This is a genomic window from Microbacterium sp. 20-116 (genome assembly GCF_041079415.1).
In the GTDB taxonomy this organism is placed as follows: domain Bacteria; phylum Actinomycetota; class Actinomycetes; order Actinomycetales; family Microbacteriaceae; genus Microbacterium.
Window position 1 is genome coordinate 301584 of record NZ_JBFYGP010000004.1, and the last position, 20805, is coordinate 322388.

At 70.0% G+C, this 20805-nt stretch carries 24 protein-coding genes; 14 read left to right on the forward strand and 10 right to left on the reverse strand.

Going from position 1 to position 20805, the window contains the following annotated elements; translation table 11 throughout:
• Positions 1 to 12: 12 nt before the first annotated feature.
• The 7 genes from AB6V29_RS10610 to AB6V29_RS10640 all read left to right on the forward strand — a co-directional run bounded on the left by AB6V29_RS10610 (position 13) and on the right by AB6V29_RS10640 (position 6321).
• Positions 13 to 2076, forward strand: a complete 2064-nt coding sequence (locus tag AB6V29_RS10610; protein WP_307315681.1) for a flagellar biosynthesis protein FlhA — start codon at positions 13 to 15, stop codon at positions 2074 to 2076.
• A gap of 93 nt (positions 2077 to 2169) precedes the next feature.
• The gene (gene csrA / locus AB6V29_RS10615; RefSeq protein WP_210072028.1) at positions 2170 to 2427 is read left to right on the forward strand and encodes a carbon storage regulator CsrA; all 258 of its coding nucleotides are present in this window, start codon (positions 2170 to 2172) and stop codon (positions 2425 to 2427) included.
• An 88-nt stretch (positions 2428 to 2515) separates the two neighbouring features.
• Positions 2516 to 2998, forward strand: a complete 483-nt coding sequence (flgN, locus tag AB6V29_RS10620; protein WP_267786465.1) for a flagellar export chaperone FlgN — start codon at positions 2516 to 2518, stop codon at positions 2996 to 2998.
• Between the two features lie 3 nt (positions 2999 to 3001).
• On the forward strand, positions 3002 to 4408 hold the full coding sequence (flgK, locus tag AB6V29_RS10625) for a flagellar hook-associated protein FlgK (RefSeq protein ID WP_267786467.1): 1407 nt from the start codon (positions 3002 to 3004) through the stop codon (positions 4406 to 4408).
• Between the two features lie 13 nt (positions 4409 to 4421).
• A complete protein-coding gene (locus tag AB6V29_RS10630) occupies positions 4422 to 5309 on the forward strand; it encodes a flagellar hook-associated protein 3 (protein ID WP_267786468.1) in 888 nt (295 codons plus the stop codon).
• The gene (gene fliW, locus AB6V29_RS10635) at positions 5306 to 5695 is read left to right on the forward strand and encodes a flagellar assembly protein FliW (protein WP_267786469.1); all 390 of its coding nucleotides are present in this window, start codon (positions 5306 to 5308) and stop codon (positions 5693 to 5695) included. Before AB6V29_RS10630 ends, fliW begins: the two co-directional genes overlap by 4 nt.
• Before the next feature lie 323 nt (positions 5696 to 6018).
• Positions 6019 to 6321, forward strand: a complete 303-nt coding sequence (locus tag AB6V29_RS10640) for an HU family DNA-binding protein (protein ID WP_210072024.1) — start codon at positions 6019 to 6021, stop codon at positions 6319 to 6321.
• Between the two features lie 5 nt (positions 6322 to 6326).
• Here AB6V29_RS10640 and AB6V29_RS10645 read toward each other — a convergent pair whose 3' ends face one another.
• Entirely contained in the window at positions 6327 to 7412 is a 1086-nt protein-coding gene (locus tag AB6V29_RS10645; protein ID WP_267786473.1) for an AAA family ATPase, read from the reverse strand.
• Between the two features lie 271 nt (positions 7413 to 7683).
• On the opposite strand from AB6V29_RS10645, the gene AB6V29_RS10650 reads away from it, so the two are divergent.
• The 4 genes from AB6V29_RS10650 (at position 7684) to AB6V29_RS10665 (ending at position 10149) form a co-directional block, all read left to right on the forward strand.
• Positions 7684 to 8220, forward strand: a complete 537-nt coding sequence (locus AB6V29_RS10650) for a hypothetical protein (protein ID WP_369358539.1) — start codon at positions 7684 to 7686, stop codon at positions 8218 to 8220.
• 56 nt (positions 8221 to 8276) lie between these two features.
• A complete protein-coding gene (locus AB6V29_RS10655; protein ID WP_210072021.1) occupies positions 8277 to 8762 on the forward strand; it encodes a phosphoribosyltransferase in 486 nt (161 codons plus the stop codon).
• A 5-nt stretch (positions 8763 to 8767) separates the two neighbouring features.
• A complete protein-coding gene (locus AB6V29_RS10660) occupies positions 8768 to 9445 on the forward strand; it encodes a uracil-DNA glycosylase (protein WP_267789381.1) in 678 nt (225 codons plus the stop codon).
• Positions 9446 to 9537: 92 nt separating this feature from the next.
• Positions 9538 to 10149 carry an N-acetyltransferase family protein gene (locus AB6V29_RS10665; RefSeq protein WP_369358541.1) on the forward strand — a complete coding sequence of 204 codons (612 nt, stop codon included), beginning with the start codon at positions 9538 to 9540 and terminating at the stop codon, positions 10147 to 10149.
• 114 nt (positions 10150 to 10263) lie between these two features.
• On the opposite strand, the gene AB6V29_RS10670 is transcribed toward AB6V29_RS10665, so the two are convergent.
• Positions 10264 to 10983 carry an alpha/beta fold hydrolase gene (locus AB6V29_RS10670; protein WP_267786476.1) on the reverse strand — a complete coding sequence of 240 codons (720 nt, stop codon included), beginning with the start codon at positions 10981 to 10983 and terminating at the stop codon, positions 10264 to 10266.
• Positions 10984 to 11056: 73 nt separating this feature from the next.
• Between AB6V29_RS10670 and AB6V29_RS10675 the strand changes: the two genes are divergently transcribed.
• Positions 11057 to 11755, forward strand: a complete 699-nt coding sequence (locus tag AB6V29_RS10675; protein WP_369358544.1) for a helix-turn-helix transcriptional regulator — start codon at positions 11057 to 11059, stop codon at positions 11753 to 11755.
• Between the two features lie 36 nt (positions 11756 to 11791).
• On the opposite strand, the gene AB6V29_RS10680 is transcribed toward AB6V29_RS10675, so the two are convergent.
• From AB6V29_RS10680 to AB6V29_RS10715, 8 genes are all read right to left on the reverse strand, one after another.
• A complete protein-coding gene (locus AB6V29_RS10680; protein ID WP_267786478.1) occupies positions 11792 to 12112 on the reverse strand; it encodes a protealysin inhibitor emfourin in 321 nt (106 codons plus the stop codon).
• On the reverse strand, positions 12099 to 13157 hold the full coding sequence (locus tag AB6V29_RS10685; RefSeq protein WP_369358547.1) for a M4 family metallopeptidase: 1059 nt from the start codon (positions 13155 to 13157) through the stop codon (positions 12099 to 12101). Before AB6V29_RS10685 ends, AB6V29_RS10680 begins: the two co-directional genes overlap by 14 nt.
• Before the next feature lie 213 nt (positions 13158 to 13370).
• Positions 13371 to 14162, reverse strand: coding sequence for an ABC transporter ATP-binding protein (locus AB6V29_RS10690; RefSeq protein ID WP_267786481.1), 792 nt, complete (start codon positions 14160 to 14162; stop codon positions 13371 to 13373).
• Positions 14159 to 14983, reverse strand: a complete 825-nt coding sequence (locus AB6V29_RS10695; RefSeq protein WP_369358549.1) for an ATP-binding cassette domain-containing protein — start codon at positions 14981 to 14983, stop codon at positions 14159 to 14161. Before AB6V29_RS10695 ends, AB6V29_RS10690 begins: the two co-directional genes overlap by 4 nt.
• Positions 14980 to 15849: an ABC transporter permease gene (locus tag AB6V29_RS10700; RefSeq protein WP_369358551.1), complete on the reverse strand. Its 870-nt coding sequence runs from the start codon at positions 15847 to 15849 to the stop codon at positions 14980 to 14982. Before AB6V29_RS10700 ends, AB6V29_RS10695 begins: the two co-directional genes overlap by 4 nt.
• Positions 15846 to 16796, reverse strand: a complete 951-nt coding sequence (locus AB6V29_RS10705; protein WP_307315714.1) for an ABC transporter permease — start codon at positions 16794 to 16796, stop codon at positions 15846 to 15848. The genes AB6V29_RS10700 and AB6V29_RS10705 overlap by 4 nt, the downstream gene beginning before the upstream one ends.
• On the reverse strand, positions 16793 to 18304 hold the full coding sequence (locus AB6V29_RS10710; protein WP_369358553.1) for an ABC transporter substrate-binding protein: 1512 nt from the start codon (positions 18302 to 18304) through the stop codon (positions 16793 to 16795). The genes AB6V29_RS10705 and AB6V29_RS10710 overlap by 4 nt, the downstream gene beginning before the upstream one ends.
• A gap of 144 nt (positions 18305 to 18448) precedes the next feature.
• The gene (locus tag AB6V29_RS10715) at positions 18449 to 19366 is read right to left on the reverse strand and encodes an alpha/beta fold hydrolase (protein WP_369358555.1); all 918 of its coding nucleotides are present in this window, start codon (positions 19364 to 19366) and stop codon (positions 18449 to 18451) included.
• A 100-nt stretch (positions 19367 to 19466) separates the two neighbouring features.
• On the opposite strand from AB6V29_RS10715, the gene AB6V29_RS10720 reads away from it, so the two are divergent.
• A complete protein-coding gene (locus AB6V29_RS10720; RefSeq protein ID WP_369358557.1) occupies positions 19467 to 20018 on the forward strand; it encodes a carboxymuconolactone decarboxylase family protein in 552 nt (183 codons plus the stop codon).
• Positions 20015 to 20725 carry a tyrosine-protein phosphatase gene (locus tag AB6V29_RS10725; RefSeq protein WP_369358559.1) on the forward strand — a complete coding sequence of 237 codons (711 nt, stop codon included), beginning with the start codon at positions 20015 to 20017 and terminating at the stop codon, positions 20723 to 20725. Before AB6V29_RS10720 ends, AB6V29_RS10725 begins: the two co-directional genes overlap by 4 nt.
• The last annotated feature ends 80 nt before the right edge of the window (positions 20726 to 20805 follow it).

Sequence of the window (20805 nt, forward strand, 5' to 3'; positions counted from 1 at the left end):
GAATGGCACCGCATGATCGGTCAACTGCTGTCGAAGGGCGCCGTCCCGGTCGGCGTGGTGGGAATCATCCTGCTGCTCATCGTCCCCATCCCGGTGGGGCTGCTCGACCTGCTCATCGTGACCAACATCGCCTTCGCGCTGCTGATCCTGCTCACGGCGATGTTCGTGAAGAAGCCGCTCGATTTCTCGGTCTTCCCGAGCCTCCTGCTGGTCGCGACGCTGTTCCGGCTCGGCCTGAACGTCGCCTCGACGCGCCTCGTGCTCAGCGAGGCGCACGCGGGACAGGTCATCCAGGCCTTCGGGCAGATCACGATCAGCGGTTCGCTGGTGATCGGCTTCGTCATCTTCCTGATCCTCGCCGTGATCCAGTTCGTCGTGGTCACCAAGGGCGCCGAGCGCGTCGCCGAGGTGGGCGCCCGCTTCACCCTGGATGCGATGCCGGGCAAGCAGATGGCCATCGACGCCGACCTCAACGCCGGACTCATCACCGACGAGCAGGCCCGAGCGCGCCGCGCCGAGGTGGCGGCGGAAGCCGACTTCTACGGGGCGATGGACGGCGCCAGCAAGTTCGTCAAGGGCGACGCCATCGCCGGCATCGTCATCCTCGTCATCAACTTCGTGGGCGGCATCATCATCGGGATGACCATGCACGGCATGGCCATCGACAAGGCCCTCGAGACCTACAGCCTCCTCACCATCGGAGACGGGTTGGTCACCCAGATCCCCGCCCTGCTCATGGCGGTGTCCACGGGCATGATCGTCACGCGCGAGAACGCCGAGGCCGAGCTCGGCCGCGCGGCCGGGCGCCAGCTCCTGCAGTCGCGCACCGCCCTTCTGATCACGGCGATGGCGGCCATCGGGATGGGCCTGATCCCGGGCATGCCCTTCCTCGCGTTCCTGGCGATCGGCGCCGTACTGCTGTTCGCGGCTTCGCGGGTCAAGGCGAACACCGACCGCGCGGCCGCCGACGTGGCCGACGCCGAGGCACGCGAACGGGCGGAGGCCGCCTCCGCCGAGGGCCCCGACGACCTCATGGACACCATGCGCGTTCACGCCCTGGAGATCTCCCTCTCCCCGGATATCGTCGACCTGGCCGCCGGCGGCGCGGGAGACCTGCTGTCCCGGGTGAAGTCGCTGCGGCGAAAGGTGGCCCTCGAGCTGGGAACGCTCATGCCGCCGGTGCGCACCCGCGACAACGTGGGGCTTCCCGCCGAGACGTACGCGATCCTGGTGGCCGGCATCGAGGTGGGCCGCGGCGTCGTTCCCCGCGGGCATGTGCTCGCAATCGGGGCGGGGCTGGAGCACCTGCCGGGCACCGCCGTGGTCGACCCGGTCTTCGGCCTCGACGGAAGATGGGTGCCGACCGAGATGTCGCACGCCGCCGACATGGCGGGGGCCACCGTCATCGACAGGGCCAGTGTCATCATCACGCACCTGTCCGACATCGTCCACGCGCATGCGCACCGCCTGCTCTCCCTGGAAGACGTCCGCCAGCTCACCGACCATCTCAAGCAGACCCAGCCGAGCGTCGTGGAGGAGCTGACCCCCGCGCTGCTCCCGCTGGCTCTCATCCAGCGCGTCCTGGCCAGCCTCCTCGCCGAGCGGGTCTCGATCAACGACCTCGGCCGCATCTACGAAGCGCTCGCCCTGCGCGCGAAGTCGACCACGGAGGTGCCCGCTCTCGTCGAGGCCGCGCGCAGCGCTCTCGGGCCCGCGATCTCCGCGCGCTTCGCCCAGGACGGGCGTCTGCGCGTGGTGATGTTCGACACGCTCCTCGAGCAGCAGATGCTCGAGGGGCTGCGGCACGTGGAGGGTCGTGCGCAGATCGTGCTCGACGCCGACCAGACGATGCAGCTGATCGAGGGCGTCCGCCGCGCGGTGGCCGCCGTCGAACCCGTGGGCGGCGAACCGGTGCTCGTGTGCGCCCCGTCACTGCGCCAGGGCGTGCGTTCGCTCGTGGCCGGACAGGTGGCGGGCATGCCGATCCTGTCCTACGACGAAGCGGCCGCGGGCGGTTTCGCCACCGACGTCGTGGGCGTCGTCCGCCCCGAGCAGATCGCCCTCCCAGCGTCGTAGGGGAGTCGAGAACGCTCGTAACCGAGAAGAAAAGGTAGTCTGGCGGGGGACGGCGCCGCGGGCGCCTCAGCCACGGAAGGCGGCCACACGCACATGCTCGTACTCACCCGACGCCCCGGTGAAAGCATCATGATCGGCGACGACGTGACGGTGACGGTGCTCGGGGTGACGGCGACCGGCGTGCGCATCGGCATCGACGCTCCCCGCGACACCCGCATCCACCGCAGCGAGATCGTCGTGGCGGTCTCGAACGAGAATCAGGATGCCATCTCGGCGTCGCGATCCGCGGACGCCGAGACCAACCTGCTCGACGCCCTGCGCGGGGGAGCGCGCGCCGGGGCATCGGACTGACGGGTTACTCGCGCGTCGCCGCGTCGCGATAGTCGGTCCCGTGGTGGGCGCACCCGCCCCGCCACTCGACCCGAACGAGGTGACTCACGTGTCCGCTACCGACCTGAGCATGCAGCTGCTGCGTCAGCGCGAGGTGCTCGAGCTCATGCTGTTCAAGCTCGAAGAACTCGAGTTGCTCCTGTCGACGGGGAGGACGCGCTGGATCCAGCACGCCACCGTCGAGGTCGACCGCGTGGCCAAGGCCCTCACAGCGGGCACCATCGAGCGTGACGCCCTCTTCGTCGATGTCGCCGCCGAATGGGGCGTCCCCGAGGCGACCTCGTTGCGCGAGCTCGTCGACGTCGCCCCCACCGATGCGTGGCGCGAGGTGCTCGGATCACACCACGACGCCCTGTCGGGTCTCGCCGCGGAGATCGCGGAGAAGAAGGGCTCGGTCAACCAGCACCTGCGCACGGCCCTGCGGGTCACGCAAGAGACCATCGCGGGCCTCGGCGAACCCACGGGCGAGTACGCGGCGAGCGGATCGCGCGTCGCGGGCGCCGGGTCCCGACTGCTCGACGTGCAGGTGTAGACGATGTCGACCTTCGCAGGACTCAACGTGGCCGCTTCCGCTCTCGCCGCCGCGCGAGCCGGGATGACCGTCACCGGTCAGAACATCGCCAACGAGACCACCCCGGGCTACACCCGTCAGCGCCTCGAGCAGTCGTCGGTGAGCGCTCCCGGCACGGCGGGGCTGTGGTCGACGGGACTCTCCGTCGGAGACGGTGTCTCCGTGCAGGGCATCGCCCGCCTCGGCGACGAGGTGCTCGACGCGCGCGTCCGCGATGCCCTCTCGGCATCCGGATTCTGGTCGGCGCGGTCCTCGGCGGCGCAGAAAGCCGAAGCCGCGATGGCGGAGCCGACGAAAGACGGCCTGGCCGCCAACCTGAACCGCTTCTGGTCCGGGTGGTCCGACCTCGCCAACACCCCCGAGCCGGCGGCCGCTCAGGTCGTCCTCACCAACGCCCGCGTGCTCGCCGGCCAGATCGCGGCCGGCTACGACGCCGCCGTCGGGCAGTGGTCCGACCTGCGCGCGCAGATGGATCGCGATGTCGCGGTCGTCAACGTCGCCGCGACCCAGGTCGCCACGCTGAACGGACAGATCCGTTCGGCCCTGCAGTCTGGACGCGGCGCGAACGAGCTCATCGACCAACGAAACGTCCTCGCCCAGCAGTTGTCCACGACCGTCGGGGCGACGGGTCGCGTCGAAGACGACGGCACTCTGACCCTGCGGGTCGATGGCAACGCCCTGGTCAGCGGCGACTCGAGTCGCACCCTGCAGATCGAGGGGCCGCGTGCTCTCGCCGATGCCGGGGGGCTCACTCTCTCCTGGTCGGATCGGCCGGGGGTGCCCGTCGCGGTCACCGGCGGATCCCTGGGAGGGGCGATCGGCGTCCTCGCACCGGCCTCCGACGGGGGCACCCTCGCGCGTGTGGCCGACGCCTACAACGCCACGGCCACCGCGCTCGCGCAGGCGGTCAACGAGATCCACCGGTCGGGGCAGACGTCGACGGGCGCCGCCGGGGGAGACTTCTTCGCGCTCGCGGCGGACGGGCCCGCAGCCCTCGGATTGTCCGTGGTGCCCACCTCGCTCGACCAGCTGGCCTTGGCCGCGCCCGGCGCGGGGGCTCTCGACACCTCCGTGGCCGACCGCATCTCGACCCTCGCCACAGCAGCGACGGGCCCCAGCAAGGGGTGGGCGAGCTTCGTGACCGGGTTCGGAGTCGCCGTCGCCGGCGATGTCCAGCGCGCCGACACGGCCGACCGCAGCGCGATCGCCGCCGTCTCGGGTCAGCAGTCCCACGCTTCGGTCGACGGAGACGAAGAGACCATCAGCCTCCTCACTTATCAGACGGCCTACCAGGCGGCGGCGCGCGTGCTCACCGCCGTCGACGAGGCCCTCGACATCCTCATCAACCGCGTCGGCCTGGTCGGCCGCTGATCCGGGAGTCATCGTGATCGGACGAATCACCAGCAGCACCGTCAATCAGCAGGCTCTGCGCACGCTCCAGGCGGGCCTGGCCGACCGTGCGCGTCTGCAGGACCAGGCGACCTCGCAACTCGCCATCCGCGCACCCAGCGACGACCCGACCGTCGCCGCCGCCATCCTCGGCGTGCACGGGGAGCAGTCGCGCGCGTCCCAGTACGCCCGCAACATCAGCGACGCGCTGACGTGGGTCACCACGGCCGACACGGCACTGGGCGCCAGCATCGACCTGCTCAACCGCGCGCGCGATCTCACCGCCCAGGGAGCCAACTCCGGGGCGCTCAGCCCTGCCGCGCGCGACTCGATCGCGGCCGAACTCGAGAGCGTGAGCCTCGAGCTCCTCTCTCACGCCAACACCACCGTGCTCGGTCGCACCGTGTTCGCCGGCACCGACGACAGCGGTCGCGCCTTCGATCCCGCGACCTTCGCCTTCACCGGCGTGCCGGGGGCGGCGGTCGATCGCCGCATCTCGGAGAACGAGAGGGTGCGCGTCGACCTCGATGGTGCGGACGCGTTCGGGGTGGGCGGGGCCAGCGTCTTCGCCACCCTCCAGAAGGTCGCCGCGGACCTGCGGGCGGGAACGGACGTGGGCTCGCGCCTCACCGAGGTGGACGCCCACCTGAAGCAGCTGGTCACCGCACGGGGAGTCGCGGGCGCGCGCCAGGCGCAGATCGAGCGCGCGCAGGCCACGAACGCGAGCGTCGGCGTGGACATCGAGGCGCGTCGCGCCGAGGTCGAGAACGTCGACACCCTGGAGGTCTACATCAAGCTGAAGTCCGCCGAGCTCGTGTATCAGTCCGCCCTGCAGGTCACCGCCAAGACCCTGCAGACCACTCTCTTGGAGTTCGTGAGATGACGACCGCCCTGCCCCTGTCGAGCGTGGACGTCGAGTTCGCGAAGTCGCTTCCCGGTCTCGCGCCGCGGACGTCCTTCCTCCTGGAACCGATCGAGGGAGCCGAGGGCCTGTACGCCCTTCGCTCCACGACCGACGACGTGCGTCTTTTCCTGCTCGACCCCGCAAGCGGCGGTCTGTCCTACGATCCTCCCCTCGCCGCGGCAGCGCTCGTCGACATCGGCGCGGCGGCCGACGAGGTGCGGATGTTCGTCGTCGCGAACCCCGGGGAGGACGGCGTCTTCGTCAACCTGCGGGCACCGATCCTCGTCAATGCACGGACGGGGGCGGCCGCGCAGGTCATCTTCGACGACACGGTGTATCCGATCCGTGCTCGTCTGACCGCGTGAATCGACGAGCAGGGAGCGAGCCGAGTAACACGACGCTCGCACGTCGACGAAGCGAGTAGGATCGACGCGAATACGAGCAGAAACGACGATTCGCCCCCGCGACCCGAAACGCGGTGGCGTCGCCCGTCCGGCGGCCGGAGCTTCACCGCACCCGTCTGCCCACCCCGGTTTCGTCTACCCGAACGACGATGCCGATGACGTGCGCGTCGCGACCGGCGAGGCAACCCCCTCTGCCCGCGACGTTGTCGACGCATACGTTCGTAACCGAGCACAAGAGCAGGGGATGGTGAGCAATGCCCGTCATGAGAACCGATGAGCCCAAGGTGAGCAAGCGAGAATTCATCCAGCGCGTGTCCCACCGCGCCGGATTGTCTCCGAAGGTCACGCAGTTGGCGTACGAAGCGATCTTCGGGGAGATTCTCGATCTGGTGAATGCCGGCAACCGCGTCACGTTGACGGGTTTCGGCAAGTTCTACGCGCAGTCGCACAAGGGACACAATGTCGTGCTGAACATTCGCGACAATCCCGAGAGCCGGGGCCGGGTCGAGGACTACAGCGTGTTGAAGTTCTCCGCGACCCGCGAGGTCAACAAGAGGGTCACGCAGCCCCGCGACCTCGACGACTGAGGGACTCAGCGCTCGAACGAGTAGCTGGCCTGCCCGACGAGGGTGAGGGTGATGCGCGTCGGGAGCTCCTCCGGGATCTCTTCGTCCTCGTCCAACGCCTCGATCTTGTGGATGGGGACGGTGATGTTGCCGTCGTCCTCGAAGACCACATCCCGGGGAGCGAACGAGAAGAAGAGCACCCGGTGGGTGCCGCGCAGCTCGACGGTGCGGCTCACGTCGCTGCGCTCGTGCAGGTTGAGGACCGATTCGTCCGCGAGGACCGAACCGTCGAGGTAGGTGGCCTCGACGCGGTAGGTGCTCGGCTCGACCGCCTTGATGTTGAGATCCTCGACGATGTCGGTGAACGTGGCGTCGGGGTGGTTCATCTCGAAGGCGATCGCGCGCAGGTGATCGTACGTGAGGTTGACGCGGCGCGAGAACAGCGCGGCGTTCTCGATCTCGCATGCGGCGGCGTGCGGCGCCTGGTCGCGGAGGTACTCGCGCACGTCGTCGGGGCTCGGGTAGTCGAACCGCATGTGGTAGTGGAATCGACCCGGTCGATTGACGATGTAATGACTGACGTCCTGCACGTCGTTCACGGTCAGGCAGTAGATCCGCTTGACCGAGGACGTCCCGTCGAACAGCGTCAGGAACTGGTTCTGACGGTTGGGGCCGTCGAGCGGGGTGCGGCCGGACGAGAACGTCTTCTCGAACTCGTCGAAGATGACGAGGCACTCGTCGAGGGTCTCGAGGAAGTCGACGATGCCCTCGGCATCCTCGCTGACGAGAACGACGGGAATGTCGCTCTCGATCGCGCGAGCGGCCAGCATGCGCAAGAACATCGACTTGCCCTGGCCCTTGTTGCCCGAGAGCATCACGCCGAGGTTGCGTTCGAAGCGGGCGTAGGTGCGGAAGATCTTGTCGACCTTGGCCTCGCGGCGGCCGTAGACCTTCTCCGAACCCACGCCGAGGTTCTCGGTGCGCAGGAGGCTGAAGCCCTCCTTGATGCTGTATCGCACGCGGTAGGTACCGAGGGGGAGGGAATCGTGAGCCTGGACGCCGGAGTCGTAGACCCGAACCTGTCCGCCGGTTTCGATGTAGGTACTGCTCACTGCGTCGGGCTCCTGAGGGGGAAAAGGCGTGCCGGTGGGCCGATCTCTGTCTGAGATTTACATTAGCGTCTTCTCATCTTTGTGTGAGGATTGCCCGAATTTCGGCGCAAGAATGCTGTTGGCGCCCGTTTTCGTGCGCTTTTCTGCCCACCGCCTACCGCATACCACCTTGCATTCCCAGCGCGGAAGATGAGAAGTCCGGGGCACCGTTTCGCTATGGTCGGGAAGAAGCCGAGTGCCTCCCGACACTCCGACAGGCCGTGGGGGCCATATGGCAGAACAGCCCGACCCGGATGCGACCGCGTTCCAGCTCACGCTTCGCACCACCGGCAACGACGTCGATCCCGAAATCTGGCACGCGACGACGGTTCGTACCGGGGGTGTCGCCCTCCTCGCAGGCGAGCCCGGCTCGGCCGAGGCGACCGTGTACCGCGTGCACTACGCGAACCCGCGCTGGGTCGAGCAGCTGCGGGATGCCGGGGCGGACCTCACATCGATCAGTTCCGCGTTCGTCGACCGAGAACTCATCTCCCTGGTCGACGAATCCTCCTTGTTCACCGACAACCTCTGCATCATCTCCTCGGTCCACGTCGAGGACCCTCTCCAGGGACCGTCGCTGAGTCACGAGCTCGTGCGCATCATCGCCCGGGTGTTCGACGGCGACACCATCGCGCTGCTCACCACATGTCGAACGGGGAGCGACGGATCGACCGGGTTCTGGGCCGACCGTGCGCACTGGGCGGCGATCGGGTTCGTCGACATCCCGGGGACGACCTCGATGATCCTCCCGGTTGGTTCGCGCTCGTAGACGGCCTTCCTCGCCGCGCCCCCTAGGGTGAATGCAGACGAGGAGAGGAATCCGCCGTGACGGACGAACGCGAACGCCTGAGCTGGGACGACTTCGGAAGGGCCACCCGCGACATCTCCCGGGCGATCGTGGCCGACGGCTTCCAGCCCGAGGTGGTCGTGGCGATCGCCCGCGGTGGACTGCTGCCGGGAGGGGCCATCGCGTACGGGCTCGGGGCGAAGAACTGCGGAGCCCTGAACGTCGAGTTCTACACGGGCGTGGGCACCGTGCTCGATGCCCCCGAGGTGCTGCCCCCGGCCCTCGACCTCTCGTACCTCACGGGACGACGGGTGCTCCTCGTCGACGACGTCGCCGACAGCGGCCGCACGCTCGATCTCGCCGTGAAACTCCTGAATCGGCAGGGCGCCGACGTGCGCTCCGCGGTGATCTACACGAAGCCCACGACGATCATCGCCCCCGACTACTCGTGGCGAGACACCTCCCTGTGGATCGAGTTCCCCTGGTCGCACCTCGGATCCGTGCAGGAGGAAGACGCCGCGTGAGCGCGATGACGCTCGCCGAACTCGCGGACGCGGGCCTCATCGACCCCTCATGGGTCGAGGCGCTCGAGCCGGTGGCCGCCGACATCGCCTCGGTCGGGAACCGCCTGCGAGCAGAGGACAAGCCGTACCTCCCCGCCGGTGACCTCGTGCTGCGCGCCTTTCGCACCCCGCTCGATGCGGTGCGCGTGCTCGTCGTCGGGCAGGACCCGTATCCGACCCCCGGCCACCCGATCGGCCTGTCGTTCGCGGTCGACCCGCACGTGCGGCCGCTGCCGCGGAGCCTGTCGAACATCTATCGCGAGCTCTCCGACGATCTGGGTGTCGCCCCCGCGCCGCACGGTGATCTCTCGGCGTGGGCCGCTCAGGGCGTGATGCTGCTCAACAGGGTGCTGACCGTGGCGCCGGGGGCTCCGGCATCCCACCGCGGATGGGGGTGGGAACGGGTGACCGAGCACGCCATCCGCTGTCTCGTCGCGCGGGATTCTGCGCTGGTGGCGGTGCTGTGGGGCAAGGACGCCCAGGGCCTGACGCCCCTGCTCGGCGACACGGCGATCGTTGCGTCGCCGCACCCGTCGCCCCTGTCGGCGAGTCGCGGCTTCTTCGGTTCCCGTCCGTTCTCGCGCGTGAACGCGCTGCTCGAAGAACAGGGCGCCGAGCCCGTGGACTGGCGCATCCCCGCCTGAGGTCCTCGACACGGGATGCCACGGGGCGGCGAACCCGCCCCGGGATCGTATCTGTCACACGCGCGAAACCACGACGCCCGTAGAGTTGCGGGGTGCTGGAAGAGGAGTACGAGAAGAGCCGGCGGCGGTTGCCGGCCCACCTGCGCCCGACGCCGAAGCCGGAGCAGCCCTTCTCCTTCGAGATCCGGCCCGCGACCGAGGCCGACATCCCCGACATCCGCGAGATCTACAACTACTACGTCCGCAACTCGGTGGTGACCTTCGACGAGAAGGCCTGGTCGCTCGCCAAGTGGCGCGACAAGTTCGCGACCCTCCACAAGCTCGGCCTGCCGTTCCTCGTCGCCCAGTCGCCCAGTGGACAGATCCTGGGCTACGCGCTCGTCCAGCCCTGGCAGTCGAAGTCCGCGTACCGGTACACCGTCGAGAACTCGATCTATCTCGGCCAGGCGGCCGCGGGCAAGGGCCTCGGTCGCGCGCTGCTCGAAGCCCTGATCGCGGCGTGCCAAGACCTCGGCATCCGCGAGATGGTCGCGGCCATCAGCGACAAGGGGGCCGACGCCTCGATCGCCCTGCACGAGAAGCTCGGCTTCACCGAGGTGGGGCGGATGGGCCGAGTGGGGTTCAAGTTCGGGCGGTGGCTCGGGGTCGTGTATCTGCAGAAGAGCATCCCGTCGAAGAAGAAGCGGCGGAAGCTGTTCGGCTGAGCCGGTTCGAGCGGGCGTGCCGAACTCCGGAGATTTCGCGTCAGGATGCCGTTCGCCGCGCTCGCGACGGGCGACGCGCGGCATTTCTCCGGAGTTCGGCCCGCCCGGCCGGGCTCAGTCCTGGCGGGCGGCGGCGAGGATGACCTCGGCGAGATCGCGCGGACGTGACCACATGGGCCAGTGGCCGGTCGGCAGGTCGATGCTCGCGACGTGCGTCAACATCGCCACCTCGGCGAACATCGGGTGACCCGCGTGCGCGAGCTCACGGACCTGTGCGCGGGGAAGGGAGCAGCACACGAGGGTGGTCGGCACGTCGTGCCGGGCGGGGTTCGTGAGCTGCACCGACTGGCGCAGCACCGGACCGGGCTCGGCGACGGCGTCGCGGCGGAACCGCTCGAGCGCGGCTGGGTTCAGGCCCTCCAGGCTCGCCTGCTGCCCGAGGGCGTCGAAGGGCGGCAGGGGGACAGCGCGAACCTCGGACGACAGGTCGGCGGCGAACGCGACTCCCGGTGCCGAGGGGCCGGAATCGACCCAGACGACCCGGCGGACGAGTTCCGGATGCCGGTCGAGCACCAGGCTCACCGGAGCGTTGGCGCCGCTGTGCGCGACGAGCATCGCGGGTTCGTCGAGGTGCGCGAGCACCTCGAGGACGGCGTCGACCTGCTCGTCGAGCGTGCGGTCGGCCCGGGCCGGATCGCGAGGGTCGAGACCCGGCAGGGTCAGAGCCGTCGCGCGGGCGGGGTGGAGATGGGGGAGGACGTCGTCCCACGCCCAGGCGCCGAGCCAGTGGCCGGGGATGAGGACGAGGGGCGGAAGGACTGCGGTGGTGTTCATCCGCCCAGCATGCAAGCGGCGAGGGGCAACGGTATGTCACCATTACTGGCATGAATTTTGGCATCGAGCGACGATGAAGCGGGCGGAGCGGCTGCACGCCTTGACCGAGATGCTGCGAAGGCGGGGCGTCCACGGCAGTTCGGCCGAGCGGTTGGCCCGTGAGTTCGCCGTCTCGGTGCGGACGATCAAGCGCGACCTGGCCGCACTCGAGCGCAGCGGTGCGCCCATCTGGTCGCGGCCGGGTCCCGGTGGCGGGTACGGTCTCGCGGTCGGTTCGTCGCTTCCGCCGGTGACGCTCTCTCCGGCGCAGGCGGTCGCCCTCATGGCGGCCGTCGCCGCGAATCCCGACGCCCCCTACAACGATCTGGCGCGCGCGGGTGTGGCGAAGATCCTCGACGTCGTCGACCCGCGGACGCGCGCACGGGCAGACGAGCTGGCCGCTCGTGTGTGGGTCGACGCCCCCGCCGCGCCGTCGCGGGCGGTGCGATCCGCGCTCGAGGAAGCGCTCACCGAGCAGCGGGTGGTGCGCGTCAGGTACACCGCGGAGACGGGGACGGTGACCACCCGCGACGTCGAGCCCGTCCTCTTCGCAGCGCGGGAGGGACGATGGTTCCTCGTGGGCTGGTGCCGCCTGCGCGAGGCGATGAGGTGGTTCGCCGTCGCGCGGATCGATCGGGCGACAGCGCTTTCGATCGCGTGCAGTGGTCACACCGTCGCCGAGGTGGGCCGGCCGCCCGCGACGTCACGCCCGGTCGGCGGCCAGGACGCGTGATCCGCGGTCGACTGTCCCGCTGCGTTCGACGCGGCCTCAGCGCCCGCGCGGCGGCGACGGAGCGGCCTGCCGCACCTCGTCGACCAGCGTGCGCCACGGCCCCTCGAGCTGCCCGTCGCCCAGCCGCGCCTGGTGGACGGCGGTGTCGCCCCGGTGCACCTCGATGCGCCACTGGTAGCGGTCGGCGCCGGGGGAGCCGGGGGAAGGGGCGTCCCAGGGGCAGCTCTCGACGAGCTGCCGCCACCGGGGGAGCCGGTCGCGATCGGGCTCGGCCCGCCACTGCTTCGAAAGCCCCGCGATACCTCCCGAGCGCACGACGAGTACGCTCCAGCGCTCTTCGTCGTCAGGCTCGGGCATCCTCCTCGACGCCGACCCCGGCCCACGCGGCACGGACGGCGGCGACCTCCTCCGACTTCTCACCGTACTCGCTGGCCGCGGCCGACAGGGTGGCGGCCGCGAACACCGAGAAATCGGCGGTGGGCGACAGCGTGCCCGCGGTGATCGTGCGGTACCAGATGAGACCGGCGCGCTCCCACGCGAACCCGCCGAGCGCGGTCGCGGCGAGGTAGAAGGCCCGGTTCGGGATGCCCGAGTTGATGTGCACCCCGCCGTTGTCGTCGGTCGTCTCGACGTAGTCGCGCATGTGCCCCGGCTGCGGGTCTTTGCCGAGCACGTCGTCGTCGTAGGCGGTGCCCGGTGCCTTCATCGAGCGCAGGGCCTCGCCCTGCACCGCGGCGGCGAAGATGCCCTCGCCGATGAGCCACGATGCCTGGTCGGCGCTCTGGCCGAGGTGATGCTGTTCGGCGAGGGCGCCGAACACGTCGGAGAGCGACTCGTTGAGCGCGCCCGACTGACCCTGGTACTCGAGCCCGCCGGAGGCCTCGGTGACGCCGTGCCCGAGCTCGTGAGCGATGACGCTGAGCGACCGCGTGAATCCGACGAACACATCGCCGTCGCCGTCGCCGAAGACCATGCGCTCGCCGTTCCAGAAGGCGTTGTCGTAGTCGTCGCCGAAGTGCACGGTGGCCAGCAGCGATCCACCGGCGGCGTCGATGCCGTCGCGGGCGAAGGCATCCCAGAAAAAGTCGTAGGTCTCGCCGAGACCGTCGTAGGCCTCGTCGACCGCGGCGTCGCCCGACGGGGCGTCGTCTTCGCTGCGCACGCGACGACCCGGGAGGTTCTCGGTGTTCGCCGCGTCGGAGACGACGCGATCGGGCACCGGCGCCGTCTCGGCCACAAGGGTGTCGCCCTCGATGGACAGCCGCAGGCGCGCTCGCGTCGGACGCGCCGGCCGCGGCACGGCGAGGGTCTTTCGCGCCGCTTCGGCGGCCCGTGCCATGCGCGGGTCGTCGGTGGAGGCGAGTCGGTCGAGCAGGAACGGGGGGACGATACCTGGGGTCATGCGCCGAGGGTAGCGCCGACCTCCGACATCGAGGGATCCCTTGATCCCTCCGAGCGCGATCCTCCCGCGACGCCGGATGCCGGCATCCGGTGCCTCGCCCCCGGCACCAGAACAGGGGATGCGACGAGAACAGGGGAAACGGGGGCGAATCGACCTGTTCCCGTGACGTTCCCCTGTTCTCGAGTCAGGGTCCGTCGTGTCTGAGACGGACCGTCAGGCCGGCAGCGTCGGAATGGATGCCAACAGCTGCCGCGTGTACGCCGCCTGCGGCTGCAGCAGCACCTTCTCGGTCGGCCCCTGCTCGACGACCCGGCCATCCTTCATCACGACCACCTGGTCGCAGACGTTCTGGACCACGCCGATGTCGTGCGAGACGAGCACGAGGGTGAGGTCCTCTTCGACCCGCAGGCGCGCGAGCAGGCGCAGGATCTGCGCGCGTACCGTGACGTCGAGGGCCGACAGCGGCTCGTCGCCGACGAGGATGCGCGGGCGGTGGACGATCGCGCGGGCCAGGGCGATGCGCTGACGCTGGCCGCCCGAGAACTCGTGCGGGAAGCGTGCGGCCATGTCGGCGTCGAGGCCGACCTGCTCGAGCACCTCGCGCACCCGCGCGCGGCGGTCGCCCTCGACCCCCAGCGCCCACAGCGGCTCGCCGACGATGCGTTCGACGCTCATGCGGGGATCGAGCGAGGCGTAGGGGTCCTGGAACACGATGCCGGTCGCTCGGCGCAGCCAGTGCAGTGATCGCGCCGAACCCCGCGCATCGACGGGGCGTCCGTCGACCTCGACCGTTCCCGCGCTGGGCACGTCGAGGCCCAGCAGCAGGCGCACGAGGGTGGACTTGCCCGACCCCGACTCGCCGATGATGCCGACGGCGCTCCCCGCGAGCACCGAGAGGTCGACGTCGGCGAGACCCACGGTCCGCTCGGCTCGGCCGACGCCCCGCGTCCGCGGGGTGGGGTAGGTGCGCGAGAGCCCTCGCGCCCGCATCAGCGTCTCGGTCACGGGGTCCCCTCGGCCTCTTCGGTCGCGATCTCGCGAGCGGGGAGCTCGGGATGCCACAGCGTCGCGGTCGCATCCCGCAACAGGGCCTGCGTGACGGGTGACGACGGTGCCTTCAGCAGATCGGCGACGGGGCCCTCCTCGACCGCACGTCCGTGTTCGAGGACCACGGCGTGGGTGGCGACCTGCGCGAGCACCGCGAGGTCGTGCGTGATGAAGACGAGGGACATCCCGGCATCCTGGACGAGAGATCGCAGCAGCGACAGGATCCCCGCCTGGATCGTGACGTCGAGGGCGGTGGTCGGCTCGTCGGCGATGAGCAGCCGCGGGCGGCAGGCCAGGGCCATGGCGATCGCGACGCGCTGCCGCTGGCCGCCGGAGAGCTGGTGCGGGTAGCGCGAGACGAGCCGCTCGGGGTCGGGGAGCGCGACGCGCTCCGCCTCGGCGACGGCGCGACGAAGCGCCTCGCGGCGCGAGACGCCCTCGTGGATGCGGACCGACTCGCCGATCTGTCGACCCACCGTGCGAATGGGGTTCAGGGCCGTGCGCGGCTCTTGGAAGACCATGCCGATGTCGTCACCGCGCAGGCGTGCGAGCTCGCGATCGGGGAGCCCCAGGATCTCGCGGCCGTTCCAGAGGATGCTGCCCGAGGCGTGCGCACCGTCAGGCAAGAGCCCCAGGATCGCCAGGGCGGTCAGCGATTTGCCCGATCCCGACTCGCCGATCAGCCCCACTCGCGCGCCCCCGGGGACCGAGAACGAGACGCCGTCGACGACGGCGCGACCGCCGATCTCGATCCGCAGGTCTGTCACGACGAGGCTCACGCGACCACCCCCGGCACGTGCGTACGCGCGGCGGGAGTGCGCTGGCCGAGGGTGGGGTCGGCAGCTTCGCGCAGCGCGTCGCCCAGCAGGTTCAGGCCGAGCACCGTCAGCGTGATCGCCAGACCCGGCCAGACCACGGTGAGCGGGTGCACGGCGATGTACGCCTGCAGGTCGCTGAGCAGCACACCCCACGAGGGCTGGGTCACGGGCGCTCCGAAGCCCAGGTACGACAGCCCCGCTTCGGCGAGCACGGCCACGGCCATGCCCCACGACAGCTGCACGATGAACACCGGGGCGACGTTGGGCAGGAGGTGCCTCGTGAGGTTCTGCGCGGTCGACAGGCCGCTCGCCCGTCCCGCGAGCACGAAATCGCTGTGCAGCACGCGCCGCAGCTCGGGCCGTGTCACGCGGGCGACGTTCACTCCGAACCCGATACCCACCGACCAGATGACCACGGCGAGGGAGCCGCCCCACACGGCCGAGATCATCATGGCGATGATCAGGACCGGGAAGGCGATGAGGATGTCGACGAGGACCGCGACGCTCTCGCGGATCCACCGCGCGGTGAGCGAGCCGAGGGCGGCCAGGGCGATGCCGAGCACCGAGGCCACCGCTCCCGCGCCGACGGCGACGACGACGGTCGTGCGCGCCCCGGCCATCAGCAGGCTGGCGATGTCACGGCCGCTGTTGTCGGTGCCGAGCACGTGCGGCCACGAGGGGTCGCTCCAGCGTGCGCGGGCGTCGACGGAGGCCGGGTCGAAGGGGGTCCACAAGAGCGAGACGACGGCCGTGACGACGACGAGAGCGACGATCAGGATGCCGAATCGCCCGGTGCCCAGACTCCAGAGGCGCCGGAGGGTGGTCATGAGGCCTCCCTCTGACGCGGATCGATGAGGCGGTGGGTGAGGTCGACGAGGAAGCCGACCACAAGGACGAAGCCCGTGAGGGCGAGCAGCTCGCCCTGCACCTTCGGCAGGTCGCGCGCGGCGACGTCGGTGACCAGCATGCGCCCGACACCGGGAAGGGTGAAGAGCTGCTCGATCACGACGGCGCCCACGATGATCCCGGCGATCTGAAGGCCGAGCACCGTGATGACCGAGAGTCCCACATTGGGCAGACCGTGGCTCAGCAGGGCGCGCGTGCGGGTGAGACCCTTCGCGGCGGCGGTGCGCACGTAGTCCTGGCCGAGTGCTTGGAGGGTGGCGCTCCGCACGAAGCGCAGCAGCATCGCGCCTTCGACCACGCCGATGGTGAGGGCGGGGAGGATGAGGGCCCGGAACGCCGCCGCGGGGTCGTTCCACCCCGCCCGGGGGAAGCCCTGGGGCGGAAGCCAGCCCAGCCACACCGCGAATACGACGACGAGCATCATTCCCGCCCACACCACGGGCACCGCTGCCAGGGCCTGCGCCCCGACGCTGAGCGCCGTCCCGCCGACGCGACGTCGTCCGAGAGCGGAGAGAACGCCGAAGGGGATGCCGACCATCAGCGCCACCGTGAGCGACATCGCCGCGAGCGGCACAGTGACGCGGGCCTTGTCTGCCAGCTCCGTGACGACGGACGTGCCCGTGATGAGCGAGGTGCCCAGGTCGCCGCGCAGCAGCCCGCCGATCCAGTCGAGGTACTGCGTCCAGAGCGGGGCCTCCAGGCCCAGGCTCGCGCGCAGCGCGGCCACCTGTTCCGGCGTCGCCTCGGTGCCGGCGATCAGCTGCGCGACGTCGCCGGGGAGCACCCGGAGCGAGACGAAGATCAGCACGCTGGCCACGGCCAGGCCCAGCACCAGCAGGCCCAGCCGTGTCAGCGTGTAGCGGATCACTCCGCCGCGACCGTCACGCCCGCAAGCGGCAGGCGCACGTTGAGGGAGTTCTTCGGGAAGTTCGCCACGTTCGTGCCGACCGCGGTCAACGGTGTCGACAGGAACAGCCAGTCCGCGGCATCTTCGTCGCTCACGATGCGGGCGGCCTCGGCGAGCAGGTCGGAGGACTGCTGCTGGTCGGTGGTCGCCAACGCCTGGGCGTACAGGCCCTGCACCTCGGCGTTGTCGTAGCCGAAGTAGTACGAGGGGTTCGCCCAGTTGCCGAAGTCACGGGCCTCGACGTGGCGCACGAAGCTCAGGTCGTAGTCGTGGTTCTTGTAGACGTTCTGGAGCCACGTGCTGAAATCGACCGAGTTGACCTTGAGGGTCACGCCCACGTCGGCGAACGACGACACGAGGAAGGTCGGGATCGTCGTGGGGTAGACGTTGGGGATGGTCAGCGTGAGGGTGAGGTTCTCGGCGCCCGCCTGCGCGAGAAGCTCGCGGGCGCGGTCGGGGTTGTACGAGATGCTTCCCGACAGGTCTTCGTAGCCGGGGTCGAGCGGGGCGATGGGGCCGTAGAGCTCGCTGCCGGAGCCGAGGGTGTCGATGAGCGCCTTGTGGTCGATCGCCAGACGCAGCGCCTCGCGCACGCGCTGGTCGTTGAGTGGCGCGCGCTGGTTGTTGAAGGCCAGCGTGCCCTTGTCGGTGGTCAGACCCGATTCGATCGAGAAGTTGTTCGTGCCCTCGATCTGGTCGCGCAGCTCGGGGTCGATCTCGAGGGCCACGTCGACGTCGCCGGCGACGGCCGCGTTGGTCGCGGCGCTCTGGTCGGGAATGTAGTCGAGCACGACCTCCGCGACGCCGGCCTTGTCCCCCCAGTATCCGTCGTAGCGCGAGAGGGTCAGGCTCTGCCCGGCGTTGCGGCTCTCGACCCGGAAGGGACCGGTGCCGTTGGCGGCGGTCTGGAAGTTGGTCGTGTCGCCGCTCTTGAAGATGAGGCCCGCGCGGCCCGTCATCGCGAAGAGGAAGTCGATGTTGGGCTTCGCGAGCGTCACGACCACCGTGGAGGCGTCGGGGGACGCGATCGAGGCCACGTTCGCCAGGTCGGAGCTGTTCTGGATGGTGGGGTCGTCCTTGGCCGTCTGCAGCGAGATGATGACGTCGTCGGCCGTGAGCGCGCTGCCGTCGTGGAAGGTCACCCCCTGACGGAGGGTGAAGGTGTAGGTGAGTCCGTCGGGAGACACCGTCCACGCCGTGGCGAGTGCCGGGGCGATCGCGTTGGAGTCGTCGCCGTTGCGGGTGACCAGGCCCTGGTAGACGTTGTCGATGAGAGCCTGCTCGAGCGAGGCGCCGCTGGTGCGGCGGATGTCGAGGTTCGACGGCTCCAGCGACAGACGCACCGTGAGGGTGGCGTTCGGGTCGGCTTCTCCGGTGGGGTTCGGCGTCGTATTCGAGCCGGTGCACGAGGTGAGCAGGAGGGCTCCGATCAGGAGCATGCTCGTGGCGAGAGCGGTGCGGCGCAGCATTGCGGGGTGTGTCCTTTCGCAGGCCGAGGCATCAGGGTGCTGTGGATGCCGAGCAGGGGTGGCAACAGCCTACTTTCACCCGTATTCCCTCGACGCCGTCTGTGACGGTGCGCGACGCGGGATGACCGGGTTCGGGTCGGCGGGTCAGGGGGTGGTCAGGAGCGATCGGATCAGACGCGCGAGGCTCTCGGGATCTTCCTCCTGCGCGTTGTGCCCGGTGGACAGAACCCGGACGTCGGCCCCGGGCACACGCCGCGCGAGCTCCTCGGCATCCGTCTTCGTGACGAAACCGCGCTCGCCGCGCACGAGCGTGACGGGTGCGGTGACCCCGCCCAGGTCGTCCCATCCTGTCGCCGACAGCACAGCCTTCACGGCATCCGGGGTCGTGGCATCGGCCCCGGCGTTCGCGGCGGCCGCGGCGAGGTGAGCGAAGTGATGCTTCCACTCGACCCGTCCGTCGGGGCGCAGACGCGAGTTGAGGAACACCCCGCGCGCCGCAGCCTCGGGGGATCCGCCCAGGCCGAACGAGAGGGCGCGTTCGACGAGTTCTTCCCGCGACGACCAGTCGGTGGGGCCGGCGAAGAACGCGCGGATCTGCGCGGGACCCGCGCTCGGGTCGACCCCCGGTGTGATGTCCACGATCGCGAGGCGAGAGACGAGATCGGGACGGGATGCCGCGGCCGCGGCCGCCGTGAGACCGCCCAGCGAGTGCCCCACGAGCACCTGCGGCGCTGTCGTCCACTGCTCGAGGGCCGAGACGACATCGGGGGCGATCACGCGCGCGACGTACGCCGCATCATCGCGCCACGACGAATCGCCGTGGCCGGGGAGGTCGAGAGCCAGAGCAGGCACCCCCAGGTGCAGCAGCGTCGTGTCCCAGGTGTGGGCGTTCAAACCGGCGCCGTGCAACAGCGTGACCACCGGGGGCGCCCCGCCCCAGCGCAGCCCGCTGAGCGTGCGGTCGTCGGCGAGGGTCAGCCGCACCCGTTCGACGGGAGGGAGTTCGCGGCCGACATCGGCCGCCTGGGCGGGGAGGAACGAGAACTCGTCGCGCTCGGGCATTGGAACAGCCTTCCACCGCGAACGGGATGCCGCTACCACCGCGCCACGGAGCGTCACCGTTTCCCTCCCCACCCGAGCGGAGCCGCCGTAGGCTGTGGCCATGGGCGAAGAACGGCGCGTGCACCTGTCGAAGTCGGCTCCCGAGGCGTACGCCGCTCTGCGCTCGTTCTCGAGCACCGTCGGCCGACTCGCCGCCGAGGCCGGCATCGACGCGCGGCTGCGCGAGATCGTCCAGATCCATGCCTCCCAGCTCAACGGGTGCGCCTACTGCGTGCGTATGCACGTGGATGCCGCGGTGAAAGCCGGGCTCGACGCCGATGTGATCGCCCAGATCGCGACGTGGCGGGAGTCGGGCGTCTTCGATGAGCGCGAAAGAGCCGCCCTCGAGCTGACCGAGTCGTTCACCTTCATCCACGAGGACGGCATCCCCGACGAGGTCTACGACCAAGCGGGCGGCATCCTGAGCGAGGCCGAGTACGTCGCGCTCAGCTGGGTGCTCGTGGCCATCAATTCCTTCAATCGCGTCGCCATCGCGGGTCGATACGCCGTGCCGCCCCGCGCTTCCTCTCCGGTGCCGATCGCCCCGGATGCCGCGCCTGCGGCGACGACGCGCCCGCGCGAGCCTCACGTGCACGCGGACGGCGCCGCATGACCGGCTCGCTCGTCTCGGGCGCGGTGAACTTCCGCGACGTCGGCGGACTTCCGGCGGGAGACCGTCGCACGCGCGCGGGCGTGCTCTACCGCTCCGGCAACCTCGTCGCCGTCGATGACGCGGGCGCTCGGACTCTCCGAGATCTCGGCATCCGCCGCGTGATCGATCTGCGCGACGAATCGGAGGTCGCCCACGCTCCCAGCCGCCTCGATACCGCGGTCGAGATCCAGCACGAGCCGCTGTTCCTCGGCTCGGTCGCCTCTTTCTTCGCGCGCGACCTGAGCCTCGACGACATGTACGCCGCCCTCGTCGACGATTCCGCAGAGCGGGTGGTGTCGGCGATCCGCGGCATCCTGGACGCGCAGCCCGCGCTCGTGCACTGCACCGTGGGGAAGGACCGCACCGGGGTGACCGTCGCGATCGCGCTCGCCGCGGCCGAGGTCGATCGAGAGGCGGTGATCGCCGACTACGCCCGCACCGAGGAGTTCCTCCCCGCCGAGCGCAATGCGCGGGTCCTCGCGGCGATCCGCGCCGTGCACCCCGACAACGTCCACGCCGAAGCTCTCGCGACCCGCTCGCCCGCTCCGGTCATGCGTGCGCTGCTGCAACGAGTCGACCGGGACTTCGGCTCGCCGGCGGGCTACCTCCGCGCGAACGGGATGTCCCAGGGCGAGATCGACCGATTGCGAGAGGTGCTGATCGACTGACCGGGCCGCCTCCGTGGCATCGTGTCGATGTCGAGATACTGGGCAGGGACACAGGTTAGGCAAACCTATGTCGCGGGTAT